The 18,781-nt window shown below is 57.5% G+C and carries 12 protein-coding genes; 7 read left to right on the top strand and 5 right to left on the bottom strand.

Translation table 11 applies throughout. The features are described from left to right. The first annotated feature begins 28 nt into the window (after positions 1–28). From ACIQUI_RS18950 to ACIQUI_RS18940, 3 genes are all read left to right on the top strand, one after another. Positions 29–1,411 (top strand): NAD(P)/FAD-dependent oxidoreductase, encoded by a 1,383-nt coding sequence (locus ACIQUI_RS18950; RefSeq protein ID WP_403201484.1) that lies wholly within the window; start codon positions 29–31, stop codon positions 1,409–1,411. 14 nt (positions 1,412–1,425) lie between these two features. Then, positions 1,426–1,776 carry a cupin domain-containing protein gene (locus tag ACIQUI_RS18945; protein ID WP_403201481.1) on the top strand — a complete coding sequence of 117 codons (351 nt, stop codon included), beginning with the start codon at positions 1,426–1,428 and terminating at the stop codon, positions 1,774–1,776. 62 nt (positions 1,777–1,838) lie between these two features. Continuing rightward, positions 1,839–3,350, top strand: a complete 1,512-nt coding sequence (locus tag ACIQUI_RS18940; protein ID WP_403201478.1) for a CoA-acylating methylmalonate-semialdehyde dehydrogenase — start codon at positions 1,839–1,841, stop codon at positions 3,348–3,350. Positions 3,351–3,414: 64 nt separating this feature from the next. Here ACIQUI_RS18940 and ACIQUI_RS18935 read toward each other — a convergent pair whose 3' ends face one another. Then, positions 3,415–4,854, bottom strand: coding sequence for a PucR family transcriptional regulator (locus ACIQUI_RS18935; protein WP_403201475.1), 1,440 nt, complete (start codon positions 4,852–4,854; stop codon positions 3,415–3,417). Between the two features lie 321 nt (positions 4,855–5,175). Here ACIQUI_RS18935 and ACIQUI_RS18930 point away from each other — a divergent pair, with 321 nt between their 5' ends. Further along, positions 5,176–5,316: a hypothetical protein gene (locus ACIQUI_RS18930; RefSeq protein ID WP_403201472.1), complete on the top strand. Its 141-nt coding sequence runs from the start codon at positions 5,176–5,178 to the stop codon at positions 5,314–5,316. Positions 5,317–5,368: 52 nt separating this feature from the next. Here ACIQUI_RS18930 and ACIQUI_RS18925 read toward each other — a convergent pair whose 3' ends face one another. From ACIQUI_RS18925 to ACIQUI_RS18910, 4 genes are all read right to left on the bottom strand, one after another. Further along, positions 5,369–5,701: a hypothetical protein gene (locus tag ACIQUI_RS18925; RefSeq protein WP_403201470.1), complete on the bottom strand. Its 333-nt coding sequence runs from the start codon at positions 5,699–5,701 to the stop codon at positions 5,369–5,371. Between the two features lie 72 nt (positions 5,702–5,773). Continuing rightward, entirely contained in the window at positions 5,774–8,038 is a 2,265-nt protein-coding gene (locus tag ACIQUI_RS18920) for a DEAD/DEAH box helicase (RefSeq protein ID WP_403201467.1), read from the bottom strand. Beyond that, positions 8,013–9,308, bottom strand: a complete 1,296-nt coding sequence (locus ACIQUI_RS18915) for an ATP-binding protein (protein ID WP_403201465.1) — start codon at positions 9,306–9,308, stop codon at positions 8,013–8,015. Before ACIQUI_RS18915 ends, ACIQUI_RS18920 begins: the two co-directional genes overlap by 26 nt. After that, positions 9,305–11,722 (bottom strand): TerB N-terminal domain-containing protein, encoded by a 2,418-nt coding sequence (locus ACIQUI_RS18910; RefSeq protein ID WP_403201462.1) that lies wholly within the window; start codon positions 11,720–11,722, stop codon positions 9,305–9,307. Before ACIQUI_RS18910 ends, ACIQUI_RS18915 begins: the two co-directional genes overlap by 4 nt. Before the next feature lie 248 nt (positions 11,723–11,970). Here ACIQUI_RS18910 and ACIQUI_RS18905 point away from each other — a divergent pair, with 248 nt between their 5' ends. From ACIQUI_RS18905 to ACIQUI_RS18895, 3 genes are all read left to right on the top strand, one after another. Beyond that, a complete protein-coding gene (locus ACIQUI_RS18905; protein ID WP_403201460.1) occupies positions 11,971–12,231 on the top strand; it encodes a hypothetical protein in 261 nt (86 codons plus the stop codon). A 108-nt stretch (positions 12,232–12,339) separates the two neighbouring features. Next, complete coding sequence (locus ACIQUI_RS18900) at positions 12,340–16,257, top strand: hypothetical protein (protein WP_403201457.1); 3,918 nt, start codon at positions 12,340–12,342, stop codon at positions 16,255–16,257. Next, positions 16,254–18,338 carry a hypothetical protein gene (locus ACIQUI_RS18895; protein ID WP_403201454.1) on the top strand — a complete coding sequence of 695 codons (2,085 nt, stop codon included), beginning with the start codon at positions 16,254–16,256 and terminating at the stop codon, positions 18,336–18,338. The genes ACIQUI_RS18900 and ACIQUI_RS18895 overlap by 4 nt, the downstream gene beginning before the upstream one ends. Positions 18,339–18,781: the final 443 nt, after the last annotated feature.

Below are 18,781 nucleotides of genomic sequence, written 5' to 3'. Positions count from 1 at the left end.
CCCGGGCCCTGAATGGGAAGCCAACAGCATGTCAGCGAAAAACCAATTGTCCCAGTTGCCCAACAAACCGCTATGGTTCGCGCCAGGCCCATCGCGTGAGCGACTGGAGGGTGTGGTCCAGGCCGACGTGGTCATCGTCGGAGCCGGTTACACAGGGCTGTGGACGGCCTACTACCTGCTCAAGAGTGATCCATCCCTGCGCGTAGTCCTGCTGGAGAAGAACGAAGTCGGTTTTGGTGCCTCCGGGCGCAATGGCGGTTGGGCGTCGGCGATTTTTCCGATCTCGCTGCAGCGGGTAGAGCAGCTGTATTCACACAGCGCGGCCCTGCATTTGCAGGCTGCAATGAACGAGACGGTCGATGAGATTGGCCGGGTACTGGCGCTGGAAGGGGTAGACGCTGATTATGCCAAGCAAGGTTTCTTGTCGCTGGCGCGCAGCAAACCACAGATGGCGCGGGCCCGGGCAGCGGTCGAGTCCTCGGCACGCTTTGGGCTTGCAGACCAGTGGCGGGTGCTTGAGGCTACTGAAGCCCAGGCACGCATCGGTGCCCAGGAAACGCTGGGCGGCCTCTATACCGAGCATTGCGCGCTGATCCACCCCGGCAAGCTGGTCCGTGGTCTGGCGAAGCTGGTTGAAGGCCTGGGTGCGAAAATCCATGAGCAGTCAGCAGTCACGCAGATGGCGCCGGGGGTGGTGCACACCGCCCACGGCTCGGTACGTGCCGAAATGACTGTGCGTGCCACTGAGGCATTCACCTCCCAACAGCCCGGCCACTCCCGCTTTGTCATTCCGCTGTACTCGCTGGTCCTGGCCACCGAGCCACTGCCAGGCGATTTGCTGGCCAAGCTCAAACTCGATCACCGCATGGCCTTCAACGACATGCGTCACCTGCGCGTTTACGGCCAGGTGACGGCGGAGGGCCGGTTGGTCTTCGGCGGTCGCGGGGCGCCCTACAACTGGGGCTCGCGCATGTCTGCCGAGGACGATTTGGTCGACAGCATCCACGGCAAGATCTACGACACCCTGCTCGAGTTCTTCCCGGCGCTGCGGGATGCGCGCATCACCCACCGTTGGGGCGGCGCACTAGGCGTGTCGCGCGACTGGTGCCCAACGGTGAGCATCGACCGCAACAAGCGCATGGCCTGGGCGGGTAACTATGTCGGTGACGGCGTAGCCACCAGCAACCTGGCCGGGCGCTTGCTGCGCAACTTCATTCTGCAGCGCGACGAGGAAATCAACACATTGCCTCTGGTCAATCACCGCTCGCCATCCTGGGAGCACGAACCCTTGCGTTGGTTCGGTATCAACAGCGGCCTGGCAGCGGCCTCGCTGAGCGATATCGAAGAACGCTTCACCCACAAACCTTCGCGTACCGCGATGCTGCTGGAAAAGCTCACCGGCGCCCATTGACAAGGAGAAACCCCATGACTTCGTTCACCATCATCAAGCATGCCGACATCAAGGCCCTGTCACTCAACCCGGCCGGCCAGCGGGCAGGGGCCGACAAAGGCGACCCACAAATCGCCATCCAGGCGCTTGCTCCGCAGGCAGTAGGTAATCTGGGTGTATGGGAATGCCAACCCGGTGGCTGGCCGGTAATCGAGCGTCCCGACACCGAGTTCACTTACATCATTTCTGGCAAAGCCCTGCTTACCGACAGCAGCACTGACGAAGTAGTCGAAGTGAACGGCGGTGACCTGATCATCCTGCCGCCAGGGTGGACCGGCCGCTGGGATGTGCTCGAGACCGTGCGCAAGGTCTACGCCATTTACTGAAAACCGAGTACGGCGAGCTAATAAAGCACGCCACCGTCGTTACCCTCTGATGTGAGAAAACAATGACCCAAACCATCATGAACTGGATATCCGGCGCTCAAGCCGAGGCTACCAGCGGCCAGCAACTGCCGGTCTACAACCCAGCTACCGGCGTAGTCACTGGGCAGGTGCAACTGTCGGCGCAAAAAGACGTGGACGCTGCAGTGGCATCGGCCAAAGCCGCTTTCCCGGCTTGGAGCAACCTGTCGCCACTGCGCCGTGCACGGGTACTGAACAAGTTCCTGGCGCTGCTCAATGAGCACCGTGATGACCTGGCGCGCATGATCACCGCCGAGCACGGCAAGGTGTTCACCGACGCCCAGGGCGAAGTGATGCGCGGCATCGAGATCGTCGAATTCGCCTGCGGCGCGCCGCAGCTGCTGAAAACAGACTTCACCGATCAAGTCAGCACCAACATCGACAACTGGACCCTGCGTCAGCCTTTGGGTGTGGTCACCGGCATCACGCCGTTCAACTTCCCGGTCATGGTACCGATGTGGATGTTCCCGGTCGCCCTGGCCACCGGCAACACCTTCGTGCTCAAGCCAAGCCCGCTGGACCCGAGCCCGAGCCTGTTCATCGCCGGGCTGCTGAAGCAGGCCGGCCTGCCAGACGGCGTGTTCAACGTGGTGCAGGGCGACAAGGACGCGGTGAACGCACTGATCGAGCACCCGGATGTACAGGCCGTGTCGTTCGTAGGTTCAACCCCTATCGCCAACCACATCTATGAAACCGGTGCCCGCCATGGCAAGCGCGTCCAGGCACTGGGCGGCGCGAAAAACCACCTGGTCGTGATGCCGGACGCCGATATCGACCAGGTGGTCGATGCCCTGATCGGTGCAGCCTACGGTTCGGCCGGTGAGCGTTGCATGGCCATCAGCGTGGCGGTGTTCGTGGGTGATGACACCGCTGAGAAGGTCATGCCCAAGCTGATCGAACGCACCCGCGAACTCAAGGTGCTCAACGGTACCAACCTCGAAGCCGAAATGGGGCCGATCGTTACCCGGGCTGCGCTTGACCGCATCACCGGTTACATCGAGCAAGGGGTAAAAGAGGGCGCGACCCTGCTGGTTGATGGGCGCACCTTCAACGGTCAAACCGCCGGTGAAGGTTGCGGCGATGGTTTCTGGCTGGGCGGCACGCTGTTCGACAATGTCACCCCGGACATGCGCATCTACAAGGAAGAAATCTTCGGCCCGGTGCTGGCCTGCCTGCGGGTCAAGGACTTTGCCGAAGCGGTCGACCTGATCAACGCCCACGAGTTCGGCAACGGCGTCAGCCTGTACACCCGTGACGGCCACATTGCCCGAGAGTTCGGTCGCCGTATCCACGTGGGCATGGTCGGCATCAACGTGCCAATTCCGGTGCCGATGGCCTGGCATGGTTTTGGCGGCTGGAAGAAGAGCCTGTTCGGCGACATGCACGCCTATGGCGAGGAGGGTGTGCGCTTCTACACCAAGCAGAAGAGCATCATGCAGCGCTGGCCGCAAGCCATCGCCAAAGGCGCAGAGTTCGCGATGCCGACCAGCCATTAAAGCTATCGGCTAGCTGACGCCAAGACCCCGCCCACGCAGCGGGGTCTTTTACATTCCGCCGGTTTCAGTCGATCAGGTTTGTGTTCTTGCCCGCCTGAAGCGCAATCCAGAAACGCGTGATGCCAGTGGTAGTGGTGGGTTTGAGCCCGGTGAGTTGTTCAACCAGCTTCAAACGATAGACAAGGGTTTGGCGGTGAACATCGAGGTCGAAGGCGGTTGCTTTCCAGTTACCGTCGTTTTTCAGGAAGGTGGCCAGTGTGGTCACTAGCGCTGCACCCTGGGTACGGTCGTGTTCAATCAATGGGCCCAGATAGCGACCTACCAGCGCCCGTGCTTCAGGCATCGTTTTCGGCGCCATGATCAACCCGGTCTCTGCCTCGCCATAGGCCAGGATGTCTTTGCCGACTTCCCGGGCTTGGGTGAGTGCCAGGCGGGATTGACGGAAACTTTCCTGAAGGCCTGTTGCGGTTGAGATCGGGCCGCTGACACCGATCACGGTGCCGTTACCAAGACTGGTGCGCAAAGCCTCTGGAACGGACGGTTGATTACGACTTAGCGCCATCAACAATCCGTTCTCGACGAACATCAATGGCGTTAGCGGGTACAGGGCAGGGGCGTGATGCACATCGTCGATTGACCATGGGCCAGCCGGCCCTGGCAGTATTGCCAAACTTACCAGCGTGCCTGTGAGCCCGTGGCGCTCCAGCATCGGCAATGCCAAAGAGAACTCGGTTGTGCTGTCGACCAGGCGGCGTAGCAGCGCTGCACCTTCTTCGCGTTGCAGGTCGCGCTGAATCATCAGTCGCTCCAGTTCGACACCCAGCAAGCCGGCCAATGACCTCACCAGTATGGAGTCATCGGACGTACGCCTGGCGCTGGTGGAGATAATGAGATTGGCGCGGGCCCGACCGCCTATGGGTATGCGTTCAATGTGATTGCAGTCTTCCGGAGGTATGCCTTGGGTTTCGACGATCTTGAGCCCGCTGACGGCATCTTCGATGCTCAGGCTCATACCCAAGGCATTGGCAAGGATCGACAGCCTTCCTGCCATTTCTGGTTGTTTGCGTAGTGCCTCTGCGTAAGTCTGAAACAGCCGTTCGCTCGCGTTGAACCGTTCCCGCTGTGCCTGCAGCACACTCTCGATAACCTGGTGTGAAAGCTTGACGAACTCCAGCTCAAAGCTTGCGCGCAGCACAGGAAAATGCAGTCTGTCGGCAGCTTCCAGCAGCGCTTGCGTCACGCCTGGGGCATCTTGCCTGGGCGCGATAACCAATGCGCTGGCGTTGCTCTGAACCAGTTGCTCCAGCCATTCAACCTGTTCCTGCGAGGCCTGTGGCAGGCCAACGCCGGTAGTCATCACCAGATCACCCGGTGACACCCAGCGCCAAGGGTCGGGCAGATCAACCGTATGCGCCCAGGTGATGGTTCGTCCTATACCTGCCATGCCGGCGGCAACCTGCAGTTTCAGTGGATCAATGGCAATCAGGGTTTGCACCGTCAGCATAGGAGCTCTCATGTCACGCGGGTGGAACAACGCAATCTGCATCAGGGATCGCTGCCGCAGTAGTTTCTCTGAGTAAAGAGAGAAACTCCACCACATAAGGCTTGCCGCTTTATACGGGTAGGGTTGCAGGGGCTACGTGTCGTTGTAAAATCCTTTGAGCCGACGTTCCGGCTGTATTTGTCGCCGTCACATGGCGCATTTCAAGGAGCAACACCTGGTGTTCAGGGCGTTCATGGATTTGATCTTTGTGGTGGGCGTGGCTGTGACTGTACTCGCGTTCATTTTTTACCGTGCATGATCCTGAGTCTCGGAGTGTTGCTCGTGCTCGGCATCGACGACAGATTTGTGAGCCCCGTTGTGGCTTACATTGCATTCCCAGAGGCCGTCATCATCAGCGGATATTTGCTGTTTCACTACTGGCGGCAAATCACCGAAATCATCAAGTCGATCACACCGTGGTGATAAAGGGATTTGTGTACTGACAGCCAGGCTTGGCAGGGCACGCCTCATCGCTTTACAGGGCTTTCAACATTCGCTCCAGGGTCTGATGCTCCCACGTCGAAAGCAGAGCAATCGGATCTGTCCGATCACCTGAATCGAAACCCCAGTGCTTCCCCTCAGGGCTCACGCATCGCTCGCAGTAGTCCAGGCCATCACAGTCGTTGTAGATCGTGAGCCGCCATCCCTCTACGTCGACTTCGAAATGGCGCGCGTACGCCTGCTCCCAAGACTGGCTTACTAACTTAGCTATTGCCCGGCGTTCGAACACGACCTCTCGCAGCACCTGGCAGACCTCCCGGGCAGTCAGCGCGCCTGATGATGTGCCGTGGCGGTCATGTTGGGTCATACGCAGCCTCGTAAAAGTTATTCCGCGATGCTCTCGCTGGCCTGTGTCATGCGGTGTACGCGACGGTTTTTTTTAGACAGAGCCTAGGCGATTGGCAAGCTCACTCGCGACTTCAACTGCACGCTGAAGGTCCAAATGGCTGGAGGCATAGGACTTCATCAATAAAGGGCGGGGAAGGGCCCAGTCCCATTTCTCAATGATCATGTTCTCCACGTCTTCAAGATAGGGGCCAGGATCCGACACATCCAGCTGGCCGACGACGCGAAGCGCGCTTAGACAATCCTCCTGACCAAACGCGACTTCGAGCGAGAGCCCATTGTTCTCGCACTGGATGCCTACATGTCGAAGCAACAGCGCCAATGCGTCATTGGTATGGTCACCCTGCCAGGTCAGAAGATGACTGAAGCTGGATGACCCGGTGATGGACTGCGTGGCCAGGCCGAGTGTTTGAAAAGTGCTGCGGGCCTCTTGAAGCAGGTGTTGAGCCTGTTTATCCAAAAAAGGGCACGGGCTGGTTTCCATCAGTACATCGCGCATTTCCAGTCTGACACGGTCGTGCACCTGAGCACTCAATCCATCGAATTGTGGCGGCTCTCCGCCGCGGGCGGGCGTCACAACGATCACTTTGGCTTCAAGGTCCACATCTTGAACCTGCCAGCGACGACCTCCAAAGATGATACGTTGCCCTTTGGTGAGGGGCTTGCTAACAGGCAATGAGCCGAGTGGCTTGCCATCCCGGAGCAAGCGAAACTCTTCATCGCTGGTGAATGCGGTGTAGAACTCATAGTGGTTTATCAGGCGCTCGCCCAGTTCGCCAGGAAGCAGCAGCCCCGAGCTGTCCTGGACAATCAGCTCCTTCTCCCCCATGCCCTTTAGTAAGGACATCAGGTCGGCTTTCGAAATGCTTGCAAAACTGCCACTGGCAATGAGGTTATTCCACAGTTGGGCCGCCGAAGCTCCCCCCAGCTGAGCAATGGAAGAAAGAGATTGCTGAACAAGCGTCGACGCGTGCATGCCTTGCGAGCGGGGAGGTTCGAACCACCCGGCCACCAGCAAACGAATCATGGCTATCGTCTGAACCAAACCCTCCCGAAGCCGATCGGAGAGGTCGGAGCGATCTGTCAGGGGGCGTTCACGGCAGTACGCCCGCAGCGTGGCAGGTTCCCCTGGCCGTCTACCAGAGCGACCAAGACGCTGCCTCAGGCTCGCCACGGATGGAGGGCTACCAATCTGCGCAACGGTCCTGATGTTGCCGATGTCGATGCCAAGCTCCAAGGTGGTGGTGCACACTGCAGACGCAGGGGTGTCACCGGCTTTCAGGGCACGCTCAGCGTCTTCTCGCAGTTCCTTGGACAAGCTGCCGTGATGTGGCCAGAATTCGTTAGGTACACCATCCTGCTCACACAGTGAGCGAAGTCGATCAGCGAACCATTCGACGTCCTGCCGTCTGTTGGGGAAGATCAGGTTGTTATGGCCTCTGAGTACCTTGTACAGATGGCTTGCGATCGCCACCTTGGACCCGGAAGTGTCTTCCCTGGCATCGTTGTCTCCATCATGGTCGTCAGCCTTTCCCGCATGTTCGGTTAGCGTGGCGACCACCTCTGGCATCGGGCGCTCAATGTATCCGCGCACTTGCACCTGAAGTTCTTGACCTGAGGATGTGGATTCGATGACTGCGATGTCATCTGGGCGATTTGGCCTCAAAAACACACGCGCCAATGACATCTCTCCCAACGTTGCCGACAGCCCCACTCGCGGCAACGCTCTTCCCACAACAATTTCCACCCGTTGCATCAGTGACTGCAACTGCTTGCCGCGCTCGCTTCCTATGAAAGCATGCAGTTCGTCCACGACGATGTAGCGCAGGTTTTGAAAGACGCCCGATAGGCTCGAGCCTCTGTTGACGAACAGCGCCTCGAGGGACTCGGGGGTGATCAACAGAATGCCTTCTGGCGACTTGAGAAACCGTTGCTTCTTGCTCGCGGATACGTCGCCATGCCAGGCGACCACTGGGATCTCCAGCCGCTCACAGAGCCGACTGAGTCTGTCCCATTGGTCGTTGATCAGCGCCTTCAGCGGGCTGATGTAAAGCACGGCGCCGGCAGGGTCACTTTGGTTGAGCAGGTTGGTCAGGATGGGCAGGAATGCGGCCTCGGTCTTACCTGCCGCGGTGGATGCTGCAATGATCACATCGCGATCGGCTTCCACCAAGGGCGGTACCGCCCACTCCTGGGCGTCGCGCAGCGCTGTCCAACCCTGAGACCAGACCCATTGCTGAACCTCAGGGTGCAAGCGCTCGAATGAGGAAGAGTCAGAGCTTGAAACTGGCGAGCTCATCGTCGGCCTCGACCTCAAGATCCTGCTGTCCACCGTCGTCTTTGGTTAGCTCAACGGCACCCAATAAGGTACGCCAATCAGCGGTGGGGTTCTGTTCGATCACGGCCAACAAGTTGATGAAAGCGGTGATGGTCGTTCGCGGTGTGCGGAAGTACGCTTCCCCCAAGCGCTGATTGCAATGCGCCATGAATGCAGGGATTGCCTCGTCAGGCAGCAAGAACTTTTCGGGCTCTCCATAGCCGTACACATTGCGAAGCTTCTGCAGCAGCACGTAGAAGTCTTCAGGTGTCAGGCTGCTCAGGCGAATCACGGGCCCGGAAAGGTCGACCAGGCCGGATTTGGCGAACGTGTTCTCAGCGAGGCGTGACTGCAGGGCAGGGTAGCTGTAGAGGCCGCGGCGTGTGTCCATTAAAAACTCGGGGGTCCCACCTAACACGAAGCCCAGACCTTCAGCCGATCCCTGCAAGGAGTCATTCAGGATGCGCAGGATCTGCTCGTAGTTGGCATTGCGTGCTTGAGTGTTCGCGAGCTTGTACAGGTTGACCAGCTCGTCCAGGCAGACCATCACGCCGCCAAAGCCGGCAAGGCGCACAAATCGGGAGAGCAATTTGAGCTGGTCGTAAACCGACGCATCGTCGACGATTGTCCGCACGCCCAAAGCTGCCCGTGCATCGGTTTTGGTGGAAAATTCTCCGCGCAGCCAACGGATGGCGTCGGCCTTGAGTTGTTCGTTGCCTTCTTCAAACCCACGGCAGTAGGCGGCAATCACATCCGCAAAGTCATAGCCATTGACCATTTCCGTGAGCTCGGCCAAGTACTCGCGAATGACTACCTCGCTCTCGACACCCTTGGCCTTGGCTTCAGTCTTGGCCTGGGAAATGAATTTCTCAACGATACCCTGGAGTGCACCGCCATCAGGCTTGGTGCGGGTTGCCATGTTCTTGGCAAGTTCGGAATAGAGGGATCGTGCCTGGCCTCCAGACGCATGCAGGCGCCGGTCCGGATTGAGGTCAGCATGCATGGTTACCAGTTTGCGTTCCATCGCAATGCCGCGCACCAGGTTGAGGAAGAACGTTTTGCCCGCGCCATATTCGCCCACCACAACTCTGAAGGCTGAGCCGCCGTCTGCCAGGCGATCTACATCCTTCAGCAGGGAATCGAGCTCTCCCGCCCGACCAACCTGAATCAGGTGCTGTCCTACCCGCGGAACCACGCCCGCACGCAACGATTGGATGACCGCATCGCGATCTTTGGCTCGTATCTTACTCATAGGGCTAATTCATCCAGAATTTCGGGGTTGATTTCGATAGGGTCGTCGCCTTCGGTCACAGGCATGTCGAACAGATCGAAAGCGGTGTCGTTGATTCGCTCCAGAGCGCCATCCAGCATCAGCTCCATATCGCTGGCAGCATCCTCAAGTTCAGCGCGGCTCCACTCAGTCCTTGAGATTAACAGCCGCAGAAACGCTGAGTGCTCTACATCCAGCCCGTGTACTGTCGCCAATTGCTGCGCTGCGTTTTGCGCGGCGTCGTCGGGAGTATCGGGCTGCACATTTTGAACAGTTTCGCTGGGCGCCTCTTCGCTGAAGACGCTGGCGAGGAGGGAGGATACCTCGGCTGTTTCCTGCTGCAGCCGAGCAACTTTCGCCATGTCCAGTGCAAAGCCTGCGTCCGACGTTGCTGCCGTCGGCTCTGCAATACCGGTATCTGTTGTGGTTACTGGCGCGGCTTGAGATGGGCGAACCGCTGCGCTGTGTAGGTCGCTGTAGACGAACTGAGGGTCCAGGGCCAGAGCTTTATAAACGCGCTCAAGCAGCTTTACCTCCTGTGGTGTGACCTCTCCGTCAGCCTGTGCGAGGTGGGCCAGGAAGCTAGCGATTTTGCGTTTGGCTTCGACTGATAACGGCTCAAGCTTTTTCTTGAGGCTCGCCAAGGTAGGGGGTTGCTTGAGCTGAATCTGCAGGTGGGCTTTCAGGCGCTTTCGGTGCGCGACGCAGAGGTGATCCCAGGAGTCGATGTGTCCGGAAAGCAGGCTCACTTCCTCCAGTGAAGTATCGCCATCCGCAGCAGCGACGGCGCTTGCAAGATCGAGCGTCACCGCTGCGGCACTGTAGGCGGCAGTCGAGCGAAGGGTGCCTTCCTCGGCATCTGCCGCGAACAGGGCAATGGTGTCCTCCGCCTTGGGTGTGCGACTCCCTGACAGCACATCGGGCTCAAGACCGATCCGTTTGCTCTCGAGGGCACGCGCAAGAGCGATCACCTTGTCGCGTGAGAGGGCCCCGGCAGATTTGAAACGACCGGCGAGCTCACCGAAACTCATGCAGAGTGTTTCGCCACCTACGCGCTGCTCGAGATGCTCCAGTTCTGCCTTGGCCTCGCCTGGCCAGAGTTCTGTCGGCAGTTGCAGGATGGCTTCCAGGCTTGAAGCCGCGTCAGGATTACGCCCCAAGTATCGACTGTAGGGATCCAGTACCGTGCTGCACTCCTCGACAATGACCTGCAGCTTGTTTCGCGTGCCTGAGGTTGCCGCTACGTCCGGAAGATCGCCCACGGCCACTGCGGGAATGCTCAACCCGGCAGAAGCCGGTCGATAAGCGATCTTGAGCTTGGTCTTGTTTTGGGGCAGTGCAATGCCGTTGGGATAGCGCTTTGCAAATTCATGCTTGAAAAGTGCCGCGAATTGGTCCGGGCAACGGGTGACTGGAGTGCGGCGGGAGATGTTGGGCTCGGTCAACGCCCAAGCCAGGGCCCAGCTCGGGTTGAGCGGGTACTTGTCGACGGCCATCTGGCCCAGGGCAATGCGCACCGGCATGGGCAGCTCATAACCATCTACGCCCAATGCAGTGGGTTCGCTCAGATAGCTCTGCGGTACAACGGCGCCCGTATCAACATGGGCAAGGAAGCGAGTGGCGTAACCGCGGAAACTGTTGTTGTCGCCATAAAGCTCAAGTAACCGCTCGACCTCTGCCTTGATGGCCGGAATCTCAGCCTTGGCCTGTGGGTCGTTAGGTGCATCAATGAGCGCGCGACGTTCCAATCCGTAGAAAAACAGGAACACGTAACCAACGTCGGCTGGCTGACGACGTCCCCCTGCCAACCATTGCAGGTACGCTCGTCGGGCCTCTGGCGTGATGGTCTTGTAGCTAGGCCAGTACGACATCTGCCGATCAGTCAGACTCATGGTGGAGCGGGCGACGCGCAGTGTGGCATCTAGAAGTGATGGCTCGCTGTTACCAAACCCAGTGGCGCGTTCGCTGAGGTAGATCAGACCACCAGGAATGGCCAAGCCCGCAACGTTCACTGATTCGCCCTCGGTCAGCCAACGCACACCCGTAGGTTTTGTGCTTGGATTTGGAATCGTAAAGCTCTGACTATTGCTCGAGGAGCCCACCTGGACGGTGTGAAACTCCCGCTCCTGCGCCGCGGTGCTGAATTGAACGGTAACACTGGGCGATAGGGCCCGTTGGGTCGCGACAGCAATCTCCGCCGCTAGATCGTCCTCGTCATGATCGGAGGGCTTGTCCTGCGTGGCTCGCCTGACTGCCCATACCAGCACGCCGATGCCAAGGATGACTCCAAGGGCGATCCACACCTGTTTTGGAATTTGTGCCAAAAGGGCAACGACGAATAACAAGGCGTATAGAGCGATCGGCCCGCCGCCGCTCCCTTTTCGCTTCCGTGGCATATGAGTGTTCCATGCAATAGGTAATGGCCAAATGGCATTCTCACGGATTTTTGTTGGCCGGCCAAGCTTGTTAGACGAAGGGACGTGTCCGTCGGGATCTTCATACGAACGGGCAATTGTGGGCTGGTTGACGAGCCTCAGGTCCAGCCATCCTCGCCAGGCCTTCCGGACGGAGTCTCGATGGTGCACTGGGCGGGAGAAATACTAGAGGACCTGATGCATCGTGAGCGGGTGACAAGGAAAGCTCTATGAGCCTGTTCTTCGACGCAATGGATGAGCGTGTTGGGTCGACGGCTGCTATTTACTGCTGGCGTAGCACTTGTAACGAACTCGAAAAGGTTACACGCGGTGCCTACCAGTCCATCGAGGAAATCGCAGACCAGCGACTGATCGATTTCGCTATGGCGTGGGACCAGACTCAAGGCGATCCTCATCTGCGCGGGGAAGCGCTGCGAATGGCTCGATGGCCTTGCAGGGCGGATGCGAGGTCAGTTCCTCAAGCGCTGTAGCACGACGTCCATAGCGGCCAGCGCGGTTGCATTTAAACCGGTTTGCCATCACCCTCGCTGACGAGTATGTATTAAATTGCCCCCATGAACAGGATGTTGGATTCAGCCATGGACGCCAAGAACGGCCGCATCAGCGCTGCACTCAGCCACGATATCAACTCGCATCGGGCCCGCCTGGCGCCGTTCTTCAACGGCGATGCGAAAAACAATCCATCGGTCAGTTTCGCCAATGATGGGACTGGTTTCGGCAAGTCCTACAACGTGTTCGATCAGTTCGTCGAACACGCCACTGCCCCTGATGAAAGCGGTGCCCATCGCAACCTGTTCTTCATCACCCCGCACAAGGCACAGATTGACGTCGCCAAGATCACTCAGGAAAAAGCTGCGGCGAAGGGCATCTGCATCCTGAGCTTCTTGGCCGAAGGCGATCTAACGGACCTCGATTTCCTTGGCTGGGTTTCCAAGGTTCGCAACGAAGACCGTTACACCCGCTGGGTCAAGGCGCTGAACACAGACTACTACCGGGAGGTGGTGGGAGAGCTGAACAGTGCGATCAGTGGACTCAAGGCGACTGAAGCCGAGCGTGCGCGCTATCTGAAGCTGGAAGTCGCTGACTACCTTCGGGAGGGAGAGTTGCAGCGCCGCATCGAGGCGTCGAAATTGCGCCTGCTCTTTGCGTTGCAAGATCTGGCGAAATCCGTGATCAGGGAAAAAGTCGGCTCGAAGTTCGTTGCCACGCAAGACCGCTTCAAGGACGCCCGAACCGATCTGGAGCGCGCGAAGATTGAAGTTATCGATCACTTGCTACCGTTTGAGCGGGCCAAGGTGAGCCCAACCATCTTCCTTGCTACCACGGCCAGGTTCCTGCAACGCGCGTTCATCGTGTACATCGACAAGAAGCAAGAGCCGAACATCAAGAAGCTGAGCTTCGATGCCATATTGGGGGCCAAGCGCTCGCCCACGAATGCTGAGGAAGACAGCATTGCTCCCATCGGCGCTGCCTGTAGCCTGTCCCATCAGCAGCAGATCGCCTACCTCAAGAGCGATTTCTTCATTACCGATGAATCGAACTATTTCAGGGCCAACGGCATTACGTTCAACCTTGTCATCGATGAAGAGCACGACAGTTACGACCGGATTTTCGACGCGAGCAAGAAGAAGCTGGTCAATGAGCGGATGAAGCCCCCTCACGTCATCGCCGGTCTGCACCGGTTGCTGGAGGTGGTTACTGAAGACTACGACAGTGAGGATGAGCTTCCGATCGCTTTTGAGGAAACGGTTGAGCTCATGGAAGATCTGCACCGGCACTATCGGGAGGACTGCAAGGCCAGCGTTCCATTGGATGTCATTCTCGAAATGTGTTCGGGTAACGTCGGCCACATCACCATCGACAATCGCGATGTCGAACAGATCCTGGCCCTGTCTCGAAACATCTTCTCGCTCTCACCACGACGCTTCTACAACGAAGAAGCACTCAAGCGGATCCGCATGAAGTCGATGTGCGGGAGGAGTGAGATCCGTCTCTATTTCGACGACGGAGGGCCGTCTGAGCATCCTACCCTCCACGATTTTCTGCAGCTTATGCTCTGCGCGCTCTACGCCTGTTCCAAAGTGGGCCAGAAAAGCCCGCTGAGAAAACTATTGGAACTGGGCCGTGAGGCGACGCAGAACGCGCCTCTCCTGGATTTCATCAAGACGTCCCGACAGCACCATGCTTACGTGGCCTCGGTGTTTGACCGCCCCCGGGACGCCGAGATCTTCGTTGATGGATTCTTCACGTTCTTCGCCCCAAAGATTGTCTTCTCTCTGATCAAGGTGAACGAATTGCCCTTCGGGGGTGATGCGGTGATGAATCGGGTATTCGTGGATTTTCACCTTGATCTGATCCTCGAGCTTCCTGAGGTCAAGCTGCTGAGGAACCTGCATGCCACGCAAAACAGCGCGATGTGTTTGAGTGCAACGACGGGTTTCAAGCATTCCTACTCCGGCAATTTTTCAAGAAAAATGCTGGCCCGATATGGTGAGTCTCATCCTGACAACCTCGGTGTGCGAGTCGTTGAGCGAACTGCCGCTGACGTGGATGCGATGGCCGACCTGCGTACAGCCCGAGCCAAGGCCAGAACGATGGCGGTCAGGCCCTTTTTCAATACGTCTGCTGACGACATCAGCGGCCTACGCAGTGATCCCGTCTTCAAGCGTGTCTTCAGGTTCTGGTCAACCTCATTGCTGCCCCCGGGCTTCACTGACAACAAGTATCGGATGTCTGCCTATCGTCGCCAGATCGAGGCGATGCTGATGGCGGCTTGGGATGGCAAAAACACCTTTGTGCTCTCCCTTAACAACCGCTTTGCAGAGCGGTTCGCAGCGCTCTTTTCGCAAAGCGTTGATGGACGTATCAAGGGGCTTTGGTGCCAGTACCAGGACAAGATTTTCGAGCTGAAACCCTTCGAAGGCAAAACCAAGGTACGGGTCATTCTGTTCAGTGCAAAGCTGGCCAGAGAGGTCAACGTCGACGAGTACCTCAAGGTGGATGCAGGCACCCGTGTTTGCCTCATCTCCTCTTACGGCAGTGCGGGTACGGGTCTTAACCTGTTTGTAGAACGAGCCGAGGATGGTTTCCACCAGGACTTTGATCGCCTTGTCCTGGTAAATACGCCTTTCTACAGCGCCGTTCATGAACGGGACACCGGCCTCAATACCGTCAAGAACCACATTCTGCTGCTCAAGCACATCGCTGCCGCAGAGCATGAGGTGGTGAAGTTGTCGCAGTTCGACTCGAACCTGATGCAGCCTAAGAATCGACGCATCCTGAACCGGGAGCATGACCTGGCAGTACTCAAAGCGATCATCCAGGCCATCGGGCGGGTCGAGCGACGTGACACCTACTTGCACAGCGAGATCTTCCTGCCCGGTGACGTCATCGACGACTTGGTAGTGAGATACAGTCGGCTCCGCCGAGAAGGAAATGACCTGCTCATCAACAGCCTTTCGCTGCTCAATCACAACCTGATGCAGTTCTGTCTGCAGCAAGCGCAAAGCCGCAGCTTTGCCTCGGAGCAAGAGCGGGAACAGTTCACCGCCACGGTTGCTGCCGCCGCCGAGGACATCGACAACTTCTTCGACGGCGCGTTTAGAACCCAGATACTCAGAAAGGCTCGCGAAGGTGACCGGCAGGCCATGGCATTCAACGAGATGCTTCGGTCGCCGGACAGTGTCATGGCGCCGCAAAAGTACGTACAAAAGCTGATGAGCTCGCCGATCGTGAGAGCCTCTGGTTACTTCCAAGAGATCATCAGCACCTTCTATCTGCCCAGGGCCGTCACGGATCGTGTCACTGTCTGCACCACCTCGGAGGGTTTCAACCAACTGAGCGATCTGCTGCATGGACAAGCGGTTTATCAACCTGGGAAGTGGCTGGTGCCCGATTACGTTCGAAACGGTGGTGACGACCAGGATCCAGGCACTGGCATCATCAACATGGCGTGCAACATGGCCACTGAAGGGATTGATGTCCACCTGCCTAACCCCGCGTTGATCCCTCTGCTTAAGGGTAACGTCGGTGAGTTCATTTTCTCCCGTGTACTAGCTGCTCTGGCAGTCATTCCGCTTGATCTCGATCAGCTAGTCGAGCTGCTGGGCCCTGCGGTGTACGAAACCTACGACACCTTTGTGCGGGTGGGAGACACCATTGTCTGCATTGACGTGAAGCGGTGGTCCGGCACCCTGGACAATCACGAACTGTCCGTCAAAACGCTTCAAAGATCACAAGCCAAACGCGAGGAAATGATTGCCCGTTGCGAACGCTTGGAGCTCACGCCGCGTTTCCTCTACGTCAATACGCAACCCGATGACAACGATCTCAACGCTGAGCGCGAGTTTAGTCACGGTGAGTCGATCCATTTTCTGAATGCATTCAAGATCATTACCCGTTACGTCCCGGAATCTGGCCCAGACTCCATCCACCGGGTAGACGACCGCCTGATGATCAACCCCACTTTGGTAAAGCTGCTTAGGAACGTGCAATGACTGCTATCAACCTTCTGGAACAGGGTGCTGTCGCCAAGGCCCGTACAAACATGCTGAGGCTGCCGGGTGACCTTGACGATATCATCGATCGATTGTCAGCCCTGGAGGAGGGGCATGGCCACGTTCATGCGGCGGTAGTGGAGGTCGCTAAACAGTTTGGTGAGCCATCTGAGGTGTACTACCCACGGGTCGACGCCACCATCAAGGACTTCATCCGCAAATCGCTGGGAGTACCTGCCTCAACCAAAGTGCATTACAGCAAATTCGGCAGGAAGGGCGTGTTCGGCTTTCTCTACCTGAGTACCCAGGCACCGTCACCAGGCCATGTACGTCAGGTGATCGCCGAGCACTCGCTCTATCCGTATCACGTGATCCAGGCACTCTTGGACTTGAAGCTCAAGCTCAGCTACCTCTTGGAGGTGCATGAGCGATACGAGATCGCCCCTGTCGAGTTCAATGCGAGTCTGTACCTTGGGCTGGTCTATAGCCGTCCCGGCTACAACGGAGCCGACGTATTCGAGGCCCTGAAGTACGAATTGTATTTCTCCACGGAACAGGAGCTCGTGGTTAACCTCAAGCGGGTTGTCATGGAGTGCGCTGCGTCCTCGGACACTTCGAGCAGACCGGTTACCGACGCGGGCATGCTGATGTTCGATTGGGAAGGCAAGCGCTTCCAGCGTACACGCTCCCTCAATGTGGTCACCAATACAGAACGCAAGTACATGGGGTTTGCCACCAACAGCCCGAAGGCGAAGGCGATCGATCTGTACCAGAACAGCATCAATTATCACCAGACAGACTGCCTCAACCGTATCCAGCGGCTGCTGACGCGCGCGGGGATCGAGTTTAGCCCTGTTGTGTATGAAGCCACCCATCAGGTTCGAGCGTTCCTCGAAGGGCTGCCGACCACGTCCAATCCGCTGTGGCTGCTCGATACCGCTAAAGAAACCGCCAAAAACAAAAGCTGGCTCAACACCATTGAAAAATTGGCGGATAAATTCGGGGCATCCGCAGTGCTGAGCGGCGACAAGCTGCCGATCCCTACCGAGCTCGCGGTAGGCAGCATCAACTACCTGGTGGTCAGCGGTAAGGTCATCACTAAAGGTGGGAGCAAAAACGGCTCCAGTATCTCCAAGAGCAAGGAGGAGGGCACAGAGCAGTTCAACAACTTCTGGCAAGCGCTCAACGACAGTCGAGGCAAACCAGCCGAAGATTTCGATTACTACACCAGAGTCAAGCTGCATCGTTTTACAGCCTCAGTCGACAGCATTTGCCAAGGTTTCGATATCACGCCGAAAAAACCGGTTTCAGATTCGGCGATCGAGAAATGCTTGCAGGAACTAGCCCTGAAGGAGTCAATTTTCCGCGACAAGGCTGTGACCATCAGCGGCGCTGCGTTGGCCGACCACAAGCTGCAGCTGCTCAGTTGCCGAAAAGACCGTGACGACAACACCTACATCCAGGTGCTTGACGTTTGCGTGAGTGGCGAAGCGATCAGGATCGAGAGCTCCCGCCGGTTTGATAAGACCTGCAGAGGCGAGTTCAACTACGAGTTCAAACCGCTGGGCGCGGTTTTCAAAAAAACAGGCAAAAAGCCCTTCGACGTGCTGTGGGATGGTGCATTCGTGATCCGGGACAAGCGGTCGGACACGTGGCTGAATGCATACACCACAGATCGCGTGCCTTCGATCATCGGCAACACCCTGTTCGACAATCAAGAGCGACAGGACAATGGTGAGTCGCCAACCCGTGAAGTAAAGCGTCCAGAGCTCGCGTCATTGCCTTACTACCTCACGCCAAGGAGGCAGAAGCAGCGGCACAGCGTATTCATCCAGGACAATGGATTGGAAGGCGCATGGTTCTTCGTGTCCTCCAACCAGGCAACCAACGGCACTATTGCCAAGCAGAACCTCGTGTACAACGTCGTGATCACCGACGATGCCGGCACCCGCCTGACTGTTCTGGATCATCCCCTGGGCGAGCTGTTCTTCTCCAGTTTCACCTATGACATCGTGAGGCTGCGAGAAGCGGCAAAGACCTCGATCTTCCAGAAGATCGTTGAACTCTGCTTGCTGAACTAGCGGCTGCTAGGGGAGATTGGCTGAGTATCGGGGTCTGCGCGAAACGGGCCGCCGCGAATGCAGCCCATAGCGTGTGTGACCTTCGCGAATCGTGGACACTCCCCGCAAGCCCCGAAATCCATGGCCTCCAGCATTCCAATTTGCACTCAGGACACTTTTTGACGGAAAGTGTCCAGGTTGTTTGCAAAGTTTTCCCAGAAAGTGTCCGATTTAACTGGTAGATCCAGCTGAAAGTGTCCGCATTAGCCGCGCAAACTGCGGAAAGTGTCCGAATTACCTTACGCTTTTTTTGCCGTCCTGGCCAAGAAGATAGAGTCTAAAGAAAAATTTTGCACAAAAATGATTTGTGATTTCGATGCGAATGTGGCGAAATCACTGAGCACATATCGATGGCATAGATATGATTTTTGTCAATATATATAATAATACTCCATTATTCGTCT

Origin of the sequence: Pseudomonas sp. NPDC090592, assembly GCF_044769185.1 — a bacterium.
Classification (GTDB): domain Bacteria; phylum Pseudomonadota; class Gammaproteobacteria; order Pseudomonadales; family Pseudomonadaceae; genus Aquipseudomonas.
Note: the sequence above shows the minus strand (reverse complement) of the source record. Positions and strands in the feature narration are given on the sequence as shown.

What these genes read in the sequence shown, in the direction of transcription:
- ACIQUI_RS18950 (WP_403201484.1), top strand. Translation starts at nt 29, where the DNA reads ATGTCAGCGAAAAACCAATTGTCCCAGTTGCCCAACAAACCGCTATGG.
- ACIQUI_RS18945 (WP_403201481.1), top strand. Translation starts at nt 1,426, where the DNA reads ATGACTTCGTTCACCATCATCAAGCATGCCGACATCAAGGCCCTGTCA.
- ACIQUI_RS18940 (WP_403201478.1), top strand. Translation starts at nt 1,839, where the DNA reads ATGACCCAAACCATCATGAACTGGATATCCGGCGCTCAAGCCGAGGCT.
- ACIQUI_RS18935 (WP_403201475.1), bottom strand. Translation starts at nt 4,854, where the DNA reads ATGCTGACGGTGCAAACCCTGATTGCCATTGATCCACTGAAACTGCAG.
- ACIQUI_RS18925 (WP_403201470.1), bottom strand. Translation starts at nt 5,701, where the DNA reads ATGACCCAACATGACCGCCACGGCACATCATCAGGCGCGCTGACTGCC.
- ACIQUI_RS18920 (WP_403201467.1), bottom strand. Translation starts at nt 8,038, where the DNA reads ATGAGCTCGCCAGTTTCAAGCTCTGACTCTTCCTCATTCGAGCGCTTG.
- ACIQUI_RS18915 (WP_403201465.1), bottom strand. Translation starts at nt 9,308, where the DNA reads ATGAGTAAGATACGAGCCAAAGATCGCGATGCGGTCATCCAATCGTTG.
- ACIQUI_RS18910 (WP_403201462.1), bottom strand. Translation starts at nt 11,722, where the DNA reads ATGCCACGGAAGCGAAAAGGGAGCGGCGGCGGGCCGATCGCTCTATAC.
- ACIQUI_RS18905 (WP_403201460.1), top strand. Translation starts at nt 11,971, where the DNA reads ATGAGCCTGTTCTTCGACGCAATGGATGAGCGTGTTGGGTCGACGGCT.
- ACIQUI_RS18900 (WP_403201457.1), top strand. Translation starts at nt 12,340, where the DNA reads ATGGACGCCAAGAACGGCCGCATCAGCGCTGCACTCAGCCACGATATC.
- ACIQUI_RS18895 (WP_403201454.1), top strand. Translation starts at nt 16,254, where the DNA reads ATGACTGCTATCAACCTTCTGGAACAGGGTGCTGTCGCCAAGGCCCGT.